The sequence below is a fragment of the Pseudomonas sp. FG86 genome, from assembly GCF_057808775.1.
In genome coordinates this window covers 24,906-43,172 of the sequence record NZ_JBMDIS010000019.1, presented here as the reverse complement: position 1 = coordinate 43,172, position 18,267 = coordinate 24,906, and the positions used below count along the sequence as shown (strand labels likewise).

At 52.9% G+C, this 18,267-nt stretch carries 16 protein-coding genes and 1 pseudogene; 15 read left to right on the top strand and 2 right to left on the bottom strand.

Annotated elements, in window-relative coordinates; genetic code table 11:
- Positions 1-107: 107 nt before the first annotated feature.
- From ACODSV_RS14685 to ACODSV_RS14650, 8 genes and pseudogenes are all read left to right on the top strand, one after another.
- Positions 108-875, top strand: coding sequence for a DeoR/GlpR family DNA-binding transcription regulator (locus tag ACODSV_RS14685; protein WP_024078249.1), 768 nt, complete (start codon positions 108-110; stop codon positions 873-875).
- A 10-nt stretch (positions 876-885) separates the two neighbouring features.
- Positions 886-2,718: a glutamine--fructose-6-phosphate transaminase (isomerizing) gene (gene glmS / locus ACODSV_RS14680; RefSeq protein WP_024078248.1), complete on the top strand. Its 1,833-nt coding sequence runs from the start codon at positions 886-888 to the stop codon at positions 2,716-2,718.
- A gap of 280 nt (positions 2,719-2,998) precedes the next feature.
- Positions 2,999-3,856 (top strand): TnsA endonuclease N-terminal domain-containing protein, encoded by an 858-nt coding sequence (locus ACODSV_RS14675; protein ID WP_032901514.1) that lies wholly within the window; start codon positions 2,999-3,001, stop codon positions 3,854-3,856.
- A complete protein-coding gene (locus ACODSV_RS14670) occupies positions 3,853-6,021 on the top strand; it encodes a Mu transposase C-terminal domain-containing protein (RefSeq protein ID WP_032901510.1) in 2,169 nt (722 codons plus the stop codon). The genes ACODSV_RS14675 and ACODSV_RS14670 overlap by 4 nt, the downstream gene beginning before the upstream one ends.
- Positions 6,018-7,487 (top strand): ATP-binding protein, encoded by a 1,470-nt coding sequence (locus ACODSV_RS14665; protein ID WP_032857199.1) that lies wholly within the window; start codon positions 6,018-6,020, stop codon positions 7,485-7,487. Before ACODSV_RS14670 ends, ACODSV_RS14665 begins: the two co-directional genes overlap by 4 nt.
- A gap of 15 nt (positions 7,488-7,502) precedes the next feature.
- Positions 7,503-7,976, top strand: a pseudogene (locus ACODSV_RS14660) (TniQ family protein); the annotation flags it as partial.
- Positions 7,977-8,030: 54 nt separating this feature from the next.
- Complete coding sequence (locus ACODSV_RS14655) at positions 8,031-9,188, top strand: TnsD family Tn7-like transposition protein (RefSeq protein ID WP_317845838.1); 1,158 nt, start codon at positions 8,031-8,033, stop codon at positions 9,186-9,188.
- 316 nt (positions 9,189-9,504) lie between these two features.
- Positions 9,505-11,178 carry a TniQ family protein gene (locus ACODSV_RS14650; RefSeq protein ID WP_080761506.1) on the top strand — a complete coding sequence of 558 codons (1,674 nt, stop codon included), beginning with the start codon at positions 9,505-9,507 and terminating at the stop codon, positions 11,176-11,178.
- Positions 11,179-11,563: 385 nt separating this feature from the next.
- On the opposite strand, the gene ACODSV_RS14645 is transcribed toward ACODSV_RS14650, so the two are convergent.
- Together ACODSV_RS14645 and ACODSV_RS14640 are read right to left on the bottom strand one after the other, a co-directional pair.
- A complete protein-coding gene (locus ACODSV_RS14645) occupies positions 11,564-12,121 on the bottom strand; it encodes an arsinothricin resistance N-acetyltransferase ArsN1 family A (RefSeq protein WP_019334872.1) in 558 nt (185 codons plus the stop codon).
- Positions 12,122-12,174: 53 nt separating this feature from the next.
- Positions 12,175-12,672, bottom strand: coding sequence for a MarR family winged helix-turn-helix transcriptional regulator (locus ACODSV_RS14640; protein ID WP_032901576.1), 498 nt, complete (start codon positions 12,670-12,672; stop codon positions 12,175-12,177).
- A gap of 379 nt (positions 12,673-13,051) precedes the next feature.
- On the opposite strand from ACODSV_RS14640, the gene ACODSV_RS14635 reads away from it, so the two are divergent.
- The 7 genes from ACODSV_RS14635 (at position 13,052) to ACODSV_RS14605 (ending at position 18,267) form a co-directional block, all read left to right on the top strand.
- Positions 13,052-13,474, top strand: coding sequence for an arsenate reductase ArsC (locus ACODSV_RS14635; RefSeq protein ID WP_080761505.1), 423 nt, complete (start codon positions 13,052-13,054; stop codon positions 13,472-13,474).
- Complete coding sequence (locus ACODSV_RS14630) at positions 13,471-13,827, top strand: metalloregulator ArsR/SmtB family transcription factor (RefSeq protein WP_032901556.1); 357 nt, start codon at positions 13,471-13,473, stop codon at positions 13,825-13,827. The genes ACODSV_RS14635 and ACODSV_RS14630 overlap by 4 nt, the downstream gene beginning before the upstream one ends.
- A 25-nt stretch (positions 13,828-13,852) precedes the next feature.
- Positions 13,853-15,136: an arsenic transporter gene (locus tag ACODSV_RS14625; RefSeq protein ID WP_032901557.1), complete on the top strand. Its 1,284-nt coding sequence runs from the start codon at positions 13,853-13,855 to the stop codon at positions 15,134-15,136.
- A gap of 16 nt (positions 15,137-15,152) precedes the next feature.
- Positions 15,153-15,623, top strand: a complete 471-nt coding sequence (locus ACODSV_RS14620) for an arsenate reductase ArsC (RefSeq protein ID WP_032901558.1) — start codon at positions 15,153-15,155, stop codon at positions 15,621-15,623.
- A gap of 46 nt (positions 15,624-15,669) precedes the next feature.
- On the top strand, positions 15,670-16,383 hold the full coding sequence (arsH, locus tag ACODSV_RS14615) for an arsenical resistance protein ArsH (RefSeq protein ID WP_032901559.1): 714 nt from the start codon (positions 15,670-15,672) through the stop codon (positions 16,381-16,383).
- 25 nt (positions 16,384-16,408) lie between these two features.
- Positions 16,409-16,831: an arsenate reductase (glutaredoxin) gene (arsC, locus tag ACODSV_RS14610; protein WP_032901560.1), complete on the top strand. Its 423-nt coding sequence runs from the start codon at positions 16,409-16,411 to the stop codon at positions 16,829-16,831.
- 302 nt (positions 16,832-17,133) lie between these two features.
- Positions 17,134-18,267, top strand: coding sequence for a nucleoid-associated protein (locus ACODSV_RS14605; protein WP_032901562.1), 1,134 nt, complete (start codon positions 17,134-17,136; stop codon positions 18,265-18,267).

Sequence of the window (18,267 nt, the reverse complement as noted above, 5' to 3'; positions counted from 1 at the left end):
ACATTTGTCGTGTGTTGTTCGAAAAATCTGTTCCCGACGCTTGACGATATCTTGCCAATAGGTTTTGATTACCTTCGTTATCTTTCGAAACGAAACTTATCATTACCATGTCGAAACGAAATACACCCCAACGACGCCACAACATCCTGACGTTGCTCAATGAACAGGGCGAAGTCAGCGTGGACGAACTGGCCAAGCGTTTCGAAACCTCGGAAGTGACCATCCGCAAGGACCTGGCCGCCCTCGAAAGCAACGGCCTGTTGCTGCGTCGCTACGGCGGCGCAATCACCATGCCCCAGGAACTGGTCGGTGATCCGGCCCAGCCCATCTCGGCCTACAAGCGCGCTATCGCCCGTGCCGCCGTGATGCGTCTGCGCGAACACGCCCGCATCATCATCGACAGCGGCAGCACCACCGCCGCCATGATCCCCGAACTGGGCCATCAGCCCGGCCTGGTGGTGATGACCAACTCCCTGCACGTGGCCAGCGCCTTGAGCGAACTGGAACACGAGCCGGTGCTGTTGATGACCGGCGGCACCTGGGACCCCCATTCGGACTCGTTCCAGGGGCAAGTCGCCGAGCAGGTGTTGCGGTCCTACGACTTTGATCAACTGTTCATCGGTGCCGACGGCATCGATCTGCAGCGCGGTACCACCACCTTTAATGAATTGCTGGGCCTGAGCCGCGTGATGGCCGAAGTCGCCCGGGAAGTGGTGGTGATGGTCGAATCCGACAAGATCGGCCGCAAGATTCCCAACCTGGAACTGCCCTGGAGCAGCGTCCATACCCTTATTACCGATGATCGCCTGCCGCTCGAGGCCCGCGACCAGATCCAAGCCCGCGGCATTACGCTGATATGCGCGGCAATCATCTAGGAGAAACACCATGTGTGGAATTGTAGGCGCAGTCGCTGAACGCAACGTCACCGCCATCTTGCTCGAAGGCCTCAAGCGCCTGGAATACCGTGGCTATGACAGCGCCGGTGTAGCTGTTTTCACCAACGCCGGCAAGCTCGAACGCATGCGTCGCCCAGGCAAGGTCAGCGAGCTGGAGCAGGCGTTGCTCGGTGAGCCGCTGGTCGGCCGCCTGGGCATTGCCCACACCCGTTGGGCTACCCACGGTGCGCCGTGCGAACGCAACGCCCACCCGCATTTCTCCGGTGACCTGGCGGTGGTGCATAACGGCATCATCGAAAACCACGAAGTGCTGCGCGAACAACTCAAGGGCCTGGGCTACGTGTTCACCTCGGACACCGACACCGAAGTCATTGCCCACCTGCTGAACCACAAGCTCAAGGATCTCGGTGACCTGACTGTCGCCCTCAAGGCCACCGTCAAGGAGCTGCACGGCGCCTACGGCCTGGCGGTGATCAGTGCCAGCCAGCCCGACCGCCTGGTCGCCGCCCGCAGCGGCAGCCCGCTGGTGATCGGCCTGGGCCTGGGCGAGAACTTCCTCGCCTCCGACCAACTGGCCCTGCGCCAGGTCACCGACCGTTTCATGTACCTGGAAGAAGGCGATATTGCCGACATCCGCCGTGAAAGCGTGCAGATCTGGGACGTCAACGGTCAATCCGTCGAGCGCGAAGCCGTGCAATACCGCGATGGTGCCGAAGCCGCCGACAAAGGCGAGTTCCGCCACTTCATGCTCAAGGAAATCCACGAGCAGCCCGCCGTGGTGCAACGCACCCTGGAAGGTCGCCTGGGCGACAAGCAAGTGCTGGTCAACGCCTTTGGCCCGCAGGCCGCCGAGCTGTTTGCCAAAGTACGCAATGTCCAGATCGTCGCCTGCGGCACCAGCTACCACGCCGGTATGGTTGCGCGTTACTGGTTGGAAGAACTGGCCGGCATCCCTTGCCAGGTCGAAGTCGCCAGCGAGTTCCGCTACCGCAAGGTGGTGGTGCAGCCCGACAGCCTGTTCGTGACCATCTCCCAGTCCGGTGAAACCGCCGATACCCTGGCTGCCCTGCGTAACGCCAAGGAACTGGGCTTCCTCGCCAGCCTGGCGATTTGCAACGTCAGCATCAGCTCCCTGGTGCGTGAGTCCGACCTGACCCTGCTGACCCAAGCCGGTCGCGAAATCGGCGTCGCCTCCACCAAGGCGTTCACCACCCAACTGGTGGGCCTGCTGCTGCTGACCCTGTCCCTGGGTCAGGTACGTGGCACATTGGCCGCCGGTGTCGAAGCCACCCTGGTAGAAGAACTGCGCCGCCTGCCGACGCGCCTGGGCGAAGCCCTGGCCATGGACAGCACGGTAGAAAAAGTTGCCGAGCTGTTTGCCGACAAGAATCACACCCTGTTCCTGGGTCGTGGCGCCCAGTACCCGGTAGCGATGGAAGGCTCCCTGAAGCTCAAGGAAATCTCCTATATCCACGCCGAAGCTTATCCGGCCGGCGAGTTGAAACACGGCCCATTGGCGCTGGTGGACGACGACATGCCGGTGGTCACCGTGGCGCCAAACAACGAACTGCTGGAGAAGCTCAAGTCCAACCTGCAGGAAGTCCGCGCCCGTGGCGGCCAATTGATCGTCTTCGCCGACGAAAAAGCCGGCATGACCAACGGCGAAGGCACCCACGTCATCAACATGCCGCATATCCACGACACCCTGTCGCCGATCCTCTACACCATCCCGCTGCAACTGCTGTCGTACTACGTCGCGGTGCTCAAGGGCACCGACGTTGACCAGCCACGTAACCTGGCGAAGTCGGTGACGGTGGAGTAATCCGCTTTACCCTGGAGGCCCAACCTGGTTTCTAACAATAAAGATTGACACAAAACAATAAAGATTGACACGACACAACATAGATTGACACAAGGCCGAAACCCCCGTATCTACGGGGGTTTCCATTTTTGGGCTGAGCCATCGGTCTAGATTCTCCGCTTCGTTCCGCTCCGGGAGTAGGCTAAAGAGGGCTGTACCATGAACAGGTGGTGGGCGATTTTTTCCTATAACTATTTTTCAGGGCGAGGAGAGGCGGTCCCGGCGGACGAAGGAGGTAGCATTGCGCGGTCGTAGGTTTTCGTCTGAGACAGATATTCAGCGGCATATTTCGAATGGATTCGGTAGCGGAGCTGGTGCCAGTTATCTGCCGTGGCTGCGCGTCCAAGATGTGCCCTCCAGAGGACGCTCCCACAAGATCCAAGGTGTGAAGATCGATCGTCTCCACCACCTCTTTTCTGACCTAGAACGCGCCTATTTTTTGGTATGTGAATTTTCGGAAAATGTTGTGGATATACGCGAGCAGTATCCATTGCTACCGCGAGAAAGTGCTCAAGCAATCGCGAGCTCTATGGGAGTGCGATACCCAAAGTATCCGAAGACAGTGCTTCCTTACGTTATGACCACGGATTTTTTATTAACGATAAAAAAGCCCGACGGCAGCTTTAAGTCTGTAGCCAGAACAATCAAATACCGCGGCGACCTCGAAGGCAAACAAGCCAGGAGAACGTTGGAAAAATTTGAGATCGAAAAGCGATTCTGGGCTGGCCAACACGTTGACTGGGCTATTGTCACTGAAGAAATGTTCAGCCCCGATTTGATCAAGAATTTAGGCTTACTCAGGAAGTTCGCTCAACTGCCGCGCGCCTTGGCAGAGCCATCATTACACACAGATTTTCTGGGGCACTTAGCGAGCTGTCGTCCCTACCCGTGGAGTACTGCTGAATCTCTGCGAAAGATTGCCGCACGTTTATTTATCTCCTATCAAGACTCTCGGGCTTTATATCATCACCTGATATGGGCTAAGTCGATCAAGGTAGATTTGGTTGGTACTCCCATTCAAATGACTGCACCACTATCAACATTTGAAATCATTGAGAAACCAATGAAAATTTCACTGACGGCGGAGGGCCTATCATGAAAGTCCAAGTCAATGATTGTTTCGAACCGCTTACTGAGTTTTCCGTCGTGCCGGGCTTCGTTAGGGTCTTGTACCTCAATGAGCGATACGATGCGGTCGTTTTGATCCAATTAACGGATCCGCCCCGCCAACCGATTGGTTTAGGCCTGGAGGAGCTTCGCGGATCCGTCATTGCAGGTGATACGAAGCTAGCCAAGGTCGTTACGCCTGAGTTTCTCTTAGTGTTAGAGGATGACTTGGATGAGAAAAAGAAGCGGGAAAGGGATGAAAAGTGGAACATCATCGCACCCCTGATCGACTCAGATTATCCAGGTCAGATATTCGCTCCTGGTGAGATGGGTCAAATGGTCGGCGCTAGAGCTGTTGAGCTCGGTATACAGCGCAAGAGCATCTATCGACTTCTGTACCGTTACTGGATCAATGGCCAAGTTCGAAATGCGCTCTTGAAAAACTATGCGAGCGTCGGAGTTCCTGAGCGCAAGTATGATCCCGCAAAGCCCCCAGGTAGGAAGCCAAGGTATCAAGGTATTGCCGTTTCACCGACCAAGGTTATCGATGCCGTGGATAAGCGCTGTATCCGTATCGGCTACTCGTTATTTGTCGGGGATAAGACTTCTACGATAACCAACGCCTATGTTGAGATGCTCAGGAGGTTCTATACCGCGAAAGACCTGTCGAAAAATCCAGAATCAGGCGGTCGTTTGCTACCCGAATCGGAAATTCCTTCCTTTAGACAGTTCGATTATTGGGGAAAGCAATATTTCGACGAGGTTGAAACTGAACGTGGCCGTAAGGGAATGCGTAAGTGGCTAAAAGATTGCCGCCCCCTTTCTGGAACCGTCCGTGACTGGCTTCGTGGCCCCTGCCATCAGTTTGAGATCGATGCCACCATTGCGGACATTTATCTCGTGAACGGATACTCCAGGCGAATGCTCATTGGACGGCCGGTTGTGTACGTCGTCATTGATAGCTTTTCCGGCATGATCGTCGGTCTCTACATCGGATTAGAGGGCCCGAGTTGGAACGGAGCCAGGCAAGCGCTTTTCAACGCTTTCACTTCGAAGGTTGAGTTTTGCGCTACCAATGGGGTCACAATCGATTCAGAGGAATGGGCCTGTCATCACCTCCCACATCACATCTACGCTGATCGAGGCGAGATGTTGGGGAAAGCAGCTGAGGGTCTTGCCACTGGCCTGAATATCGAGCTGGGAATCGCTCCGCCTTACCGCCCTGACTGGAAGTCGATGGTTGAGAGCCGGTTCGGTATCCTGAACAACCTGACAGGCATCAGGTGGCTTCCTGGTGGTGTAGCTGCTAGGGAGAAGGAACGTGGCGAGCGAGATTACCGACTCGATGCAACGCTGAGCATTAAAGAGTTCACCAAGATTATCATCCAGTGTGTCCTTCACTATAACCGCTTCAACAGGCAGCCCGACAGGCTCACTCAAGAGATGATGAACGACGGTGTCGATCCGACGCCGTCAGGTATCTGGACTTGGGCATTAGAAAATGGTCATGTCGAACCAAACAATCATCCCGACGAGCTGGTCTATCTCCATTTGCTTCCGCGCGAGCAAGCGACGGTGCAAAAGGGTGGTGTGCTATTCCGAGGGATGCACTATGTCTGTGATGTAGCGATCGAGAACAACTGGTTTGCGAAGGCCCGTAGCCGCGGGGTTTGGTCGATAGAGTGTTGGTATGACCCAAATTCCTCAGCACATATTTGGATTCGGGGAGACAACAAACAGTTCATCCGTTGCGATTTGCGTAAGTCTGATAGCAAGTATGCAGGTTATCGATCCGATGAGATTTTCGATCTGCTCGAAGCTTACCGCCAGACTCCACCGACTCATAAACGCGCTGAGTTGGAGAGTCGGATTTCGCTGCTGGAGGAAGTTAATCAAGTCGTCAGCGGTGCGATCGCTGAGCGAAATGATGAGCCAGCGCCTGCGACCAAAGCTGAGATGATTGGAAATATTCGTGAGAATCGCGCCGTTGAGCGCCTCAAGGAGCGTGAGACCGCCCATGTGCCAGAGGGTGTGAGGATTGAATCGCCTGTGCTCAAGACAGAGATCTCCCAAGATCGCTCAGAAAACTTTGCCGGCCCTCGCAGCGCTCAGGTTATCGATATGCTCAAACGCCTCCGCCCAGGACAAAACTCATGAAAGGCGCCCAAGTTTTCGCAAGCTACACGAAGCAGGCGATAGCGGACTACGCGGGAAATCCACTCATCGAAGCGCTGCCACCGATCTTCTCAGAAGAGGTGGCAATGCAACTAATCTCGAACTTCCCCCGTCCTGTTGATCCAGAAGAGCTGACCCTCGACCGATCGACTCGGGTTCACTGCATCGACCGGTTGAGAACGGTGGTCCAGCCTTTGTTGGTCCACATGGATCTGGAGTCCGTATTTTCATTGCTGGTACGACGTGGGTACGTCGGACGCAACCCGACCTCTCCAGACACTGTCAGACATCTTCACTCACTTTCGGGCGCACAGCGCTACCACGATGGATTCAAGTCCACTGCCGAAACGTTCAGTCTGGTTGGCCTTAGTGGCATTGGAAAGTCCACCGCACTCGAAGCCATTTTGAGTCTCTACCCTCAAACGATTCGCCACGAGCGTTATGAAGGAAAGCAGTTCGTTCATACCCAGATCACCTGGCTCAAGCTTGACTGTCCCCGAGATGGGTCGCTGGCAGGCTTCTGTCAGCAATTTTTCTATGCGGTCGGGCGAGCTTTAGGTGATGAGGATTACTACAAGCGGTATCGGGCTCGGAACATCAATGACTCGTTGCAACAAATGGAACAGGTTGCGAGTACATTTTTCATCGGAGCTTTGCTGATCGACGAACTTCAGAACCTGCACCTTGCAAAAACTGGGGGCAAGGACAACATGCTGAATTTCTTCCTCCATCTAGTGAACAACATCGGCATTCCTGTGGTGTTCATCGGGACAAATTCGATGATCAGCCTATTTTCGGACGTCATGCGCAACGCAAGGCGTTGCTGCGGCGTCGGGGTACTCGAATTTAAACGTTTTGAGAAGGACGATGACGAGTGGCGCATGCTTGTTGAAAACCTCTGGAGCTATCAGTGGTACCAGCAGCCGGTCGAACTGACAGAGGATGTGTTTGATGCGCTGTATGAGCATACACAAGGGGTCACCGACTTTTTGGTGAAGCTTTTGGTGCTCAGTCAAAGGTATGCGATCCAGAGTGGTTCGGAATGCGTTACCGCCGAGACAATTGCGTTGGTGAGCAACACCAAGATGCAGATATTGAAGCCAGCTTTGTCCGCTCTGCGAAGCCGAGATCCGAAACGGATGCGGCAGTTCGATGATTTGCTTCCGATTGAAGACCAACTAAGCGACATGATGGCGTTCGATGGTGTGGCTCGGCCGGAGCGACTGGCATTGCTGCGCAGTGTCATCAGTCGCAGCGACAATAGTGCTACCAAACCTAATGTGGCGGCCGTTAACCAAGTCAAATCGCAGTCACCTGCGGCGGTGGCGGTTGAGACCTCAGAGGCACAGGCGCTAAGTGAAAGTGAAGACTCCATTGAGGCGTTGAAGAGCGCCGGTTGGATAAGCAGTGATCTCTTTGAGTTTTCTCCGTTGTATCGGAAGGGGTGAATTAAGGGTGACGAAATGGGGCTCAAATTCCATTTCTTTCCGGCCGTTTTCCACGATGAGACGCTTCACAGCGTTCTCTCAAGATACGCCCGGCTCTGTGGCGTACGCAGTTGCGCAGCAGTTTTCGATGGAGCGCAGTCCGCGAAATGCTTTTCGCAGAACGTTGCTTTTCCATGTCGATTAGCTGAGCTTGTCGAGGCGCTGCCGTGTGATACAGGCTTATCGCTAGCCGCTGTTATAAAGCGCCATACGCAACTGCCCTACTACGAACCTTTTTTGACCCCGCAACAGGTGGACGACGCCAATATCTTGATGGCGGGAAACGGCAAGGGGTTAATGCTAAGGTTGGGGTTAATCGCGAGCCGACTCGAGTTTGCTTCGAGAGTGCGATTTTGCTTCGACTGTGTCCAACAGGACATGGCCTGTGTGGGAGCAGCGTACTGGCACCGTGTGCATCAGCTTCCAGGCGTTTTGATCTGTCCCCACCATGGAACCCCGTTGAGGTTCCTTGATTACCGCTGGTTGAGCAGAAACTCTCGAAGAATGCATTTACCGGACGATGAGGACGTTCAGTCTCACTCCATTCCGTTAGACATCCCTCAAAATCTACAAAGTGCTCTTCACGAAATAGCACATCGTTCGATGCAGGTGCTTGAGATCGATGTTCCTCCTTTATGTCCTGATGCGATTCGCTCAGTGTTTTTGGATGGTGCTACCACCTTGGAAATGGCTTCCGACACTGGTCGGCTGCACTTAGGTAGATTGGCGCGGCACATGTCTGCGTTCTTTGAGGTTCTCCCATCCTCAGGGGAGTACTCGATACTGAGCAAATCGTCTGCGTATATACCGGCGGCCTGGGTTGTGAAGCTTTTGCGTAAGCCGAGGGGCACCCATCATCCGCTGAAATTCATCCTGCTGGCCTGCGCGCTGAAGGTCGACATGGAAAGGATACTGCGGCAGAACGGGCCTATTACCGAGTCGCTTAATCGAACAGCCAATACCGAAACGCCTGGTGGACGAGCTGCCAACGGATCTCCAACCGATCGCTCAAGCACCAATGAGTATATGAGTGAGGCATCTGAAACGATCTGGAGGCTGGCGCTCTCGGGGGCTGACGCGAAGACCATGGCGTCAGTAACAAGGAACTCGGTTACATGCGTCTACCGAATGATACGCGCGATTTCGGATGGACCTGACCGATGGAAAGAGGCGAGGCTTTCGAAACAGCTGGGTGATAGGAGGAATCGATTTGAGGGGGATTACAGAGCTCGCCTAGCTCATGAGTGTCGAGATTATGTGTGGCTTCATCGAAACGATCGGCAATGGCTGTCCGAGCGTACACAAGAGCCAGGTAAAGCCCACAGACCGCGCGGACAGCAGGCAGATAGATTCAAAGACCTCGACCTCAACCTTGCCAACGAAGTGGTTCAATGCGCTGAAATGTTACGAGCGCTTCCAGGTAAACCTGTCCGTATCTCACGGACAAAAATAGGCAGAGAGCTTCATGTGTTATCTAGGTTTGAAAAGCAGCTCAACAAGCTGCCGCACTGTGCGGCTGCACTGGCAGCCGAATGCGAAACCCTTGATGCATTCCATCGGCGGCGCCTGAGCTGGGCCGAGTGGAAGCTAAAACTTGACGGCAAACCAATTACTCAATCAGCGCTGTATCGAACAGCGTGTCTCAGAAAATTCCAAATATGAGTGAATGCACCCTGATCCGCGTATGAATATTGCTCTGTAACGCCGTCGACACAAGCCTCCATATTTGAGCTGTACGTAGATTCGATGTGTGAATTTTGACGAGGCGTGCAGTTAACGTATTTATATGTGTGGTGTATCGCATTTTGACTATGGCGTGAAAACGGCTGTTTTCTTATAAAATAGTTGCTGGCTGTTCGCTACTGTATGGCGTTCATCTTCAAAAATCCTTACCCGGGTACACGGTGGTATGTGATAAAAGAACACCATCCACAGGACTCGCGTCCTACCAGAACCCACGCTAGAAAGTCGGCTACTCATGTCCAGTATTCTGTTTTTTCCAATGTCAATGCCAGACGAGACACTATTATCTCGTATTACGAGATACCATTTTTTGTCCGGAAACAAAACCGAGGCAGAAACTTTTCGTGATCTTTTTGGCGTTGCACCATTCCAACTATCTATCATACCAAAGCAATTAGAAAACCTTGCTTCTCGATTGCCGGGAGTTAAAGAAAGCAACTTGGCTGAGTTGCTTGAGATTAACACTACGTTCCCAGCCTACAAACCTTTTATAGGACTATCAAAAGAACCCTCTAGGGAATTAGACAAGGTTTTATCTGATGTCGCTCGAGTGCCTAGGAGAGAAGGTACGAGGAATAGCAGAGCTAAAATTTGCTTGGCCTGTGTGCAGGCCGACCTCATAGAGTGTGGCTACGCATATTGGCACCGAGCTCATCATGTACCGGGCGTTACAGCGTGCTGGCGACACGGTGAAGAACTTCTTCAATCTTGCCCTAATTGCTCTCACCCTTTCTATCGTAAAAACCGATTGTTACCGGGGTTGACCGATGATTGTGCTTGCGGGTGGAACGCTGTTAAACCTGCGAACCGCTCACCCGCCTCAAATGAAGAGCGCGAGTTTGCAGTTTTTGTAAATGATATTCTGCAACGCAATCTGCCATCGATAGATTATACGGTTTTGGCTGCTTGTTATCGGCGTCAAGCAAAGAAGCAAGGGTTTGTTCATGGGAACCTAATTGGCACAGCTAAATTATTTAGCAGTATTCGTGATAAGTTCAGCGATGAAATTATTTCGAAAATTGATTTGGCATACGCAGCTGGAATTCGAAGTCAATGGATTAGGCTATCGACAACAAGAGGTCAAATTGATATGCCGTTGGCAAGGCATCTTTTAATATCTCTCCATCTTTTTGGATGTGCAGAAAAGTTTGAGAAATGCTTGGCAGAAGAGTCTCTACTTGCTAGCTCGGCAAACCCGACGGTCCGTCTTAAAGAGAAAACTTTGCCAGAACATAAGAAAAAGGCTTATCGAGAAAAAATCTCAATGCTACTTGAAGTGAAGCCAGGCATTGGTATGGACTATCTTTGGGTAAGTGCTTATCAAGTAACCCGTTGGCTCAACGAAAACGATAAGGACTGGTTGTTGAGTAAAATTACAGGGAACTTAATGCAGAAGAGTAGTGTCGAGCCGGTGGTAAACGATGAGGACGAAAAATACGCAACTATTCTTATAGAGGGCGTTGAGAACTTGTACCGCATCACCCAAAAACAGGTGCGAGTAAATATCAGTAACATGCTTGCAATTTTGCCGCGAAAAGTAAGTAGGGAGCGTGCGACTCGTAAGTCTTTCCCATTGCTGTCAGCTCAACTTGAACTTCATCTTGAGTCTCTTTGGCATTTTAGGTTACGGAGATTTATATGGACGATGTCGGAGATCGCGAGGCTTAAGTTACCCCCAAACAACTCCAGCTTGAGATTATTGACAACAGTGCCTCATGTGGCCTGCCAGGCTCTCATAAATCACTTCGAGTGGGATTTAGACAGCATGGTTAAGGACGGCATTAAGGTTGACGTTATGCTTAGAAATACCGGTGTCTCGCGGCAATGGGAAGGGCCACCAGGTTATGATATTCCCATGGGTGGCAATGCATACATGGAGATGATCGCGTCCAATTCAAAGCTCCAGTAGATATTTTTATGGCGTGGCGCAGTTGCTCTGGATCCGGTGATTTCTGAGGCTTATTGCTGCGCGTTGGATGTCACTATTAATACCGACGCCTATTGCGTATTGATCGGGCATTGGACGTGCAACGATATCAGCGACTTCCGCAGACACGGGCTTATACCGCATACGTCGATTTCGCGTATTCAATGTCCGCAGACATCGGTATCTATCTCAACGTCGATTCAAGCATGAGCAGGGGAATTACGTCGCTAGCGCAATCCACTCCAGTGGGCTGCGTAATTACATAGACTTGACCACATATTTGCATTCGACTTGACCAGTTAGGTCGTGATTGATTGTTTCGCTGTACGTAGCCTGACTGACAAGGTTTTAAGTGTGATAGAGAACCCTAACAGCCGCTTAATCCATTTGATTCAGTCTTGGTTGCAGCCATTGGTGTTAGCCACGGCATTTGATTCGTAGGAATGAGTCGCTCGACAATTGCGCAGTCGATCCAACGACCGTCAAGGCATGCATGTTTCTCGTAAACCCCGACTTGGCGGAATCCGCAAGCTTCGCACAGGGCGAGACTGGCGCGGTTAGAGGTGAACACGCGAGAAAGGACTTTCCAAAATCCGCGAGCTTCTGCCTCTTTAAGCAGCGCCTGAAGGAGATTCTTACCCAGCCCCTGGCCTCGCACCTCACGGCTCATGTAAATCGAAAAGTCAGCGATGCCGTCATAGCACGCGCGATTGCGGTAGTCACTAAGGCTCGCCCATCCGATGACCTTATCGTGCTCATCAAGCATCACCAGAACGGGATAACGATCATGAGCCTCAAGTCGCTCTAGCATGTCATCAGGGTTACGCGGAGTGGTCTCGAACGTGGAACTTCGTTCCGCAATCCCTTGGTTATAAATAGTGGCTATCGAGGTTGCATCAACTGGCTCAGCAGGACGGATACGCATGATCGGGTTCCATTATGTTGGTAGTAACAACATTTGAATCAAAAAATGGAGATTCAATAGGCTTGCGTTGGATCTGAGCCACGCTCATTTGTGAGGCCGCAGCGTTTTTCGGTAGCTCGTGTAATCTGCCTGAGCAAGGTTAATGCTCCTTGCCTGGCTTCGGCTGAAAGGTTCTCGATCATTGTTATCTCTTCGGCAATGAGATCGCCCCTGATTTTTTCGTAGAGTTCCCTGCCCGCGTCCGTGGCCTGGATCTTCACGGCACGGCGGTCTTCGTTATCCTCAGCGCGTGACACATACCCCTTGCGTTCGAGCGCATCGATTACGCGGCTTGCCGTGCTTTTGTCTAAAAACATCTCTTCAGCCAAGACCTGAAGCCGCATGGCTCCTTTCTTGACCAGCGTTTCGACCGCGTAGCACTGGGTGACTGAAACGTCGTAGCAGCAAATCCGATCTCTATCTCGAAACTGGTAGACACGGACGAGCTGATTCAACGCCTCGTACAGATCCTCGGCATCCTGGGACAACTGGTCTTTTTTCCGCTTCGGCATAATCGTCACAAATTCGTTGTTAGCTGCAACAATAATCTTGGGGATGCTGACCGTCAACAAGCCTGCGCTGGTTGACGACAGGAAATCTGTCGCACTAGCATGTTGTGCCCAACAGCCAAAAAAGAATTCAGCAAGTGAGCTTTGTGGCCCAATCCTGGTACCTCTTAGTGTTGGAAAATTCGGCCCAATGCTGCTGTTGAACTTGCTGTACTGGTTACAGCTGATTTGCGTTGTGATCAGCTCGTCTTCCGACGAAAAGTCGTCCGACGATCTGACGAGCGCTGCCCTTACCCGCTGGTGACCGGCGACGCAAAAATATACGCTTTACCGAATATGCGATAAATCATATATTCGATTCAACGTATGTGTCGAGGTTGCCATGTCTGCCCCAATCAAAGTGCTTTTCATCTGCGTTGCCAACTCTGCCCGCTCCCATTTAGCAGAAGCATTGCTTCGGCACACAGATCCGCGTTTTGCCGCTTACAGTGCGGGCTTGGAGCCAACCAGCGTCGACCCGCGTACTGTAGCTGCTCTGGCCAATGTCGACGTAGATGCATCCGGACTGCATAGCAAATCCATTGATGAGCTTCGCGACGAAAAATTCGATTACGTCATCACGCTGTGTGACAAGTCCGCACGGGAATGTGCATGGATGCCCGTCGCTGGCGAAGTCATCACTTGGGATTTCGCAGATCCGGTCACCAGCGATCATCCCGACGCGTTTCGCCACACACTTCATGACATCCATGAGCGCATTAAGCTCTTCGTCTTGGTCAAGACAAAACACTTGGAGGATCTATGACAGAGCCCATGAATCCCACGGCACTATTCAAGTGCTTGGCAGATGACACTCGAACCAAAATCACACTGCTCATCGTGAGCGAAGGAGAGCTGTGCGTATGCGAGCTTACCGCTGCGCTCGACCAGAGCCAGCCCAAGATTTCTCGCCACTTGGCGCTGCTTCGTTCAGCGGGACTGCTGATGGATCGTCGTCAAGGCCAGTGGGTTTACTACCGCCTGAATCCCGGCCTTCCTAGTTGGGTGAGTGCAATTCTGAAGGACGTCGTGGATGCGAATCAGGATTGGCTAGATACCGAAGCCAAACGGCTAAGCGACATGAATGCTCGTCCTATCAACCAGCTCGTATGTGGCTGATCTGCTTCCAAATCGAGTGATTGAAATGTTGATTGCCGTACTGATCTTTATTGCCACCATCGTCCTGGTGATCTGGCAGCCCAAAGGGCTGGGTGTTGGCTGGAGTGCAACCTTTGGCGCTGTACTCGCGCTCTTGACTGGAGTGGTCACTCTTGGGGATATCCCCGAGGTGTGGCACATCGTTTGGAATGCCACCGCAACGTTCATCGCGGTGATTATCATCAGTCTTCTGCTCGATGAAGCCGGCTTTTTCGAATGGGCAGCATTGCATGTCGCACGCTGGGGCGGAGGCAGCACTCGTAAGCTATTTGCTTTCATCATCCTACTGGGTGCTGCGGTATCAGCATTATTTGCTAATGATGGTGCGGCATTGATTCTCACGCCCATCGTGATCGCAATGCTATTTGCATTGCGCTTTTCGCCCGCTGCCACCCTCGCATTCGTCATGGCGGCCGGTTTTATCGCTGATACCGCGAGTTTGCCTCTGGTAGTTTCGAATCTGGTCAACATTGTCTCTGCGGATTACTTCAAGATTGGGTTCAGCGAATACGCATCCGTCATGGTGCCGGTGAATCTGGTCAGCGTTGCGGCTACGCTGGTGATGCTGATGTGGTTCTTCCGCAAGGAATTGCCCAAGACTTACGAACTTGCTCAGTTGCATCATCCTAAAGAGGCGATACGTGATCGCCCGACGTTCATAGCAGGCTGGTGGGTTCTAGCTCTGCTGCTGGTCGGTTTCTTTGTCGTCGAGCCTCTGGGCGTGCCGATCAGTGCCATTGCGGCTGCCTGCGCATTCATTCTTTACGTCATCGCGGCCCGTGGACACGCCATCGACACCGGCAAGGTGCTCAAGGGCGCGCCATGGCAGGTGGTGATCTTTTCCCTGGGCATGTATCTGGTCGTCTACGGCCTCAAGAACGCCGGTTTGACCAACCATATCGCCCAGATCCTGAATGTATTTGCCGACTACGGTGTCTGGGGCGCGTCCTTGGGTACGGGGCTGCTCACAGCCTTTCTGTCTTCAATCATGAACAACATGCCCACCGTCCTGATCGGTGCCTTGTCCATTCATGCTGCCGAAGTCGATGGCGTCATCCATCAAGCAATGGTGTACGCCAACATCATTGGCTGCGACCTGGGGCCGAAAATCACCCCCATCGGTAGCCTGGCCACGCTCTTGTGGCTTCACGTGCTGGCCAAAAAGGACATCACGATCAGTTGGGGTTACTACTTCAAGACCGGGATCGTGCTGACCTTGCCCATCCTTATCGCCACCCTCTGTGCCTTGGCATTGCGCCTCAGCTTCTGAATCAAGGAATCTACTGATGAAAGTCTTGTTCATGTGTACCCACAACAGCTGCCGCAGCATCCTCTCCGAGGCACTGTTCAACGACCTAGCGCCAGAGGGTGTGGAAGCGATCAGCTCAGGAAGCTTTCCCAGCGGCCGCGTGAACCAACGGGCATTGCAAACGCTGGAGGCTGCGGGCATTTCCACGGCGGGCTTGAGCAGCAAAGCTTCGGATGCTTTCGAACGCTCTCCACCAGACATCGTGATAACCGTATGTGACCGGGCCGCGGGTGAGGCATGCCCCATCTTTTTCGGGCCAGCCTTGAAGGCCCATTGGGGTTTAGCCGATCCGTCGGAAGCCATCGGGTCGGAGATCGAGATCACAACAGCGTTTGAAGCCACTCTCGCCAAAATTCGCGAACGGGTGAGCGCGTTTCTTGCGCTGCCGCTGAAAACCATGAGCCCTGACCAACTCAAAGCAGAACTGAACCGTATCGGTTCGCTTTGAAGCGCAATGGAAGTTGTGCCTGCTTGGCGCATCCCTAGGAGTTTGTATGCAAGATACGCTGCCGAATGTCCAAGCCGAACTGCTTGACATTCCCACCCTGGAGCAACTGACGCCTCGCACGTCTTCACTCCATAAACCTCGAATCCTTCTTTTGTATGGATCGACACGAGAGCGATCCTTCAGCCGGTTGGTGACCCAGGAGGCCGCCCGTCTTCTGGAACGGTTTGGCGCTGAAACAAAGATATTCGACCCATCAGGCCTTCCGCTGCCGGATGATGCACCCGAGACGCACCCCAAAGTCGCGGAGCTTCGCAAGCTGATGCAATGGTCGGAAGGCCAGGTGTGGTGCTCTCCTGAGCGACACGGCTCCATGAGTGCGGTTTTCAAGGCTCAAATTGATTGGGTTCCACTGGCGATAGGTGCTGTACGACCTACACAAGGAAAGACCCTTGCGGTGATGCAAGTCTGCGGCGGCTCGCAGTCCTTCAACGTAGTTAATCAGTTGCGGGTACTGGGGCGTTGGATGCGGATGTTCACCATCCCAAATCAATCCTCAGTAGCTAAGGCATTCACCGAATTCGATGAGGCGGGCCGGATGAAGCCGTCCTCGTACTACGACCGCCTGGTCGACGTGATGGAAGAACTAATGAAGTTCACGCTGCTGTTGCGTGATCGCCAGGATTACCTGGTTGGTCGTTACTCCGAGCGTAAAGAGTCCGCTGAGGAGCTATCCACACGCGTCAACCAGCGATCCATTTGAGCCTCTCGACAGCGAGACATCCGATATGAGTCAGATCACGATTTATCACAACCCGGAATGTGGCACTTCCCGTAATACCTTGGCATTGATCCGCAACAGCGGTGAAGAGCCAACGGTAATTGAGTATCTGAAAACCCCACCTGATCGTACAACGCTAATCAGACTGATCAAGGATATGGGTATAGAGGTGCGGGCACTGCTCCGTATCAAAGGCACGCCGTACGAAGTGCTTGGGTTAGGTGATCTGTCACTTGCAGATGACCAGCTCATTGACGCCATGATGACTCATCCCATCCTGATCAATCGTCCCATCGTCGTTACACCCTTAGGGGCGCGCCTTTGTCGCCCGTCAGAGGCTGTCCTCGACCTGCTTTCACAAGAGCAGCGCGGCAGTTTCGTCAAAGAGGACGGACAGGTCGTAATTGATGATCTGGGCCGTAAAGTCTGAACCCACGCAAGCGATGCGCAGCAAACGTAGGGGGGATGGTGGTGAGTCAAAATCCGAAATTTGATGTCGTGGTTATTGGCGGCGGCCAATCCGCGCTTCAACCCTCCGCTCCTCGTGCTGATGAATGGCATAGATTATGATGCTGTATACATATACAGTTGTTGGGTTCGTGCAGCCTTACTGATCGGTAGGTATTGGAGCCCTTCGGTGATATCTGATATCGAGATAAGCCCTGAAGTTTGCTGGGTAAGGTGCTATTTTCAGTGATTCCATATTGATACTATCGGAACGGAATTCGACCTATGATTACGCTGAAAACTGCCATTATTCACAGCTTCAAGAAGCTGGCCAAGACCAGCTTTATCTCCGAGGTGGTCAAGAAGGATGTGGCGCTCGATACTGAAAATCCCGCGTTGCATTTTCTGGTCAATGGTATCCACGGCCTCATCGGCAAAGAAGGCAACAGCGTGGTCTACGGCCAGTTTGCCGATGATGACCGTCAGGGACCGTTTCCAGAGCGCTTCACCGCGTTCGTAGAAGTACAAGATGATGAAGCGCGATTTATCGACTTGACCCACTTGGCAATGGACCAGTTGGTGGAGCAAGCAGGTAATCAAGTCTTATCGACCGGTGGACACATCCTTTGCGCTCAGTACACCGCAGGTGCAACCGACTTTTTCCTGGTCGCCAGCATGAAGGAACGCGGCGGTATACAGCTGGACGAGAACTATGTGCCCAAGGAAATTCAAGAGGTCGATCTCAACAAGGTTCAGCAGGCCGCCAGGATCAATTTAGCGAGCTTCGTGGCCATAAAGGCTATGGCTGCCGCGGCCGCTGCTGCGCCTGAGCAGGATGAGGATGACGCGGAGGATGAAGTGGATTCAACCTACCTGTGCTTCATCAGCCGGGGCCGTGATAGTCAGGCATCCGACTATTTCATCTCTGCACTGGGATGCGCGAAAGGAGTAGCTTCCGGACGCGCTACCAAAAATGCCATTGATAACGTTGCACGGTTTTTTCGCGACAACAAAACGTTAAAAGGCTTTGGTTATAAGGCCAAAGAGGCGGTTATCAAGTATCTGGAGGAACAGTTGGCAGCAGGCAAGTCTGCGCGCTTGGACGCTATCTGCCACGTCGCTGTCGCACACGTACCCGCTGACTTAGTGGATGAAATTGTTGGACTGAAAGACTATTTGAATAGTGAGAAACATAAGGTGCCAGACGACTTTACGGTCAATGCGAAATCGCTGAAAGAGAAGACCCGTATCAAGGGGGACGCGGCTAACTGGTCGTTGCAATTCGAGCGTGGAGCGTTAGGTAAGGATCCGGCCGCAGACGTTTATTATGATGAGGGACGGAAAAATTTGACACTGTCCAATCTGACTGCCGAACTGGTTGGTGTGATCGAGAAAGAACTGCTGGCCAGGGTCGGCTAA

What these genes read in the sequence shown, in the direction of transcription:
- ACODSV_RS14645 (WP_019334872.1), bottom strand. Translation starts at nt 12,121, where the DNA reads ATGCGTATCCGTCCTGCTGAGCCAGTTGATGCAACCTCGATAGCCACT.
- ACODSV_RS14655 (WP_317845838.1), top strand. Translation starts at nt 8,031, where the DNA reads ATGCATTTACCGGACGATGAGGACGTTCAGTCTCACTCCATTCCGTTA.
- ACODSV_RS14685 (WP_024078249.1), top strand. Translation starts at nt 108, where the DNA reads ATGTCGAAACGAAATACACCCCAACGACGCCACAACATCCTGACGTTG.
- glmS (WP_024078248.1), top strand. Translation starts at nt 886, where the DNA reads ATGTGTGGAATTGTAGGCGCAGTCGCTGAACGCAACGTCACCGCCATC.
- ACODSV_RS14630 (WP_032901556.1), top strand. Translation starts at nt 13,471, where the DNA reads ATGACAGAGCCCATGAATCCCACGGCACTATTCAAGTGCTTGGCAGAT.
- ACODSV_RS14625 (WP_032901557.1), top strand. Translation starts at nt 13,853, where the DNA reads ATGTTGATTGCCGTACTGATCTTTATTGCCACCATCGTCCTGGTGATC.
- ACODSV_RS14605 (WP_032901562.1), top strand. Translation starts at nt 17,134, where the DNA reads ATGATTACGCTGAAAACTGCCATTATTCACAGCTTCAAGAAGCTGGCC.
- ACODSV_RS14670 (WP_032901510.1), top strand. Translation starts at nt 3,853, where the DNA reads ATGAAAGTCCAAGTCAATGATTGTTTCGAACCGCTTACTGAGTTTTCC.
- ACODSV_RS14620 (WP_032901558.1), top strand. Translation starts at nt 15,153, where the DNA reads ATGAAAGTCTTGTTCATGTGTACCCACAACAGCTGCCGCAGCATCCTC.
- ACODSV_RS14635 (WP_080761505.1), top strand. Translation starts at nt 13,052, where the DNA reads ATGTCTGCCCCAATCAAAGTGCTTTTCATCTGCGTTGCCAACTCTGCC.
- arsC (WP_032901560.1), top strand. Translation starts at nt 16,409, where the DNA reads ATGAGTCAGATCACGATTTATCACAACCCGGAATGTGGCACTTCCCGT.
- ACODSV_RS14665 (WP_032857199.1), top strand. Translation starts at nt 6,018, where the DNA reads ATGAAAGGCGCCCAAGTTTTCGCAAGCTACACGAAGCAGGCGATAGCG.
- arsH (WP_032901559.1), top strand. Translation starts at nt 15,670, where the DNA reads ATGCAAGATACGCTGCCGAATGTCCAAGCCGAACTGCTTGACATTCCC.
- ACODSV_RS14650 (WP_080761506.1), top strand. Translation starts at nt 9,505, where the DNA reads ATGTCCAGTATTCTGTTTTTTCCAATGTCAATGCCAGACGAGACACTA.
- ACODSV_RS14640 (WP_032901576.1), bottom strand. Translation starts at nt 12,672, where the DNA reads ATGCCGAAGCGGAAAAAAGACCAGTTGTCCCAGGATGCCGAGGATCTG.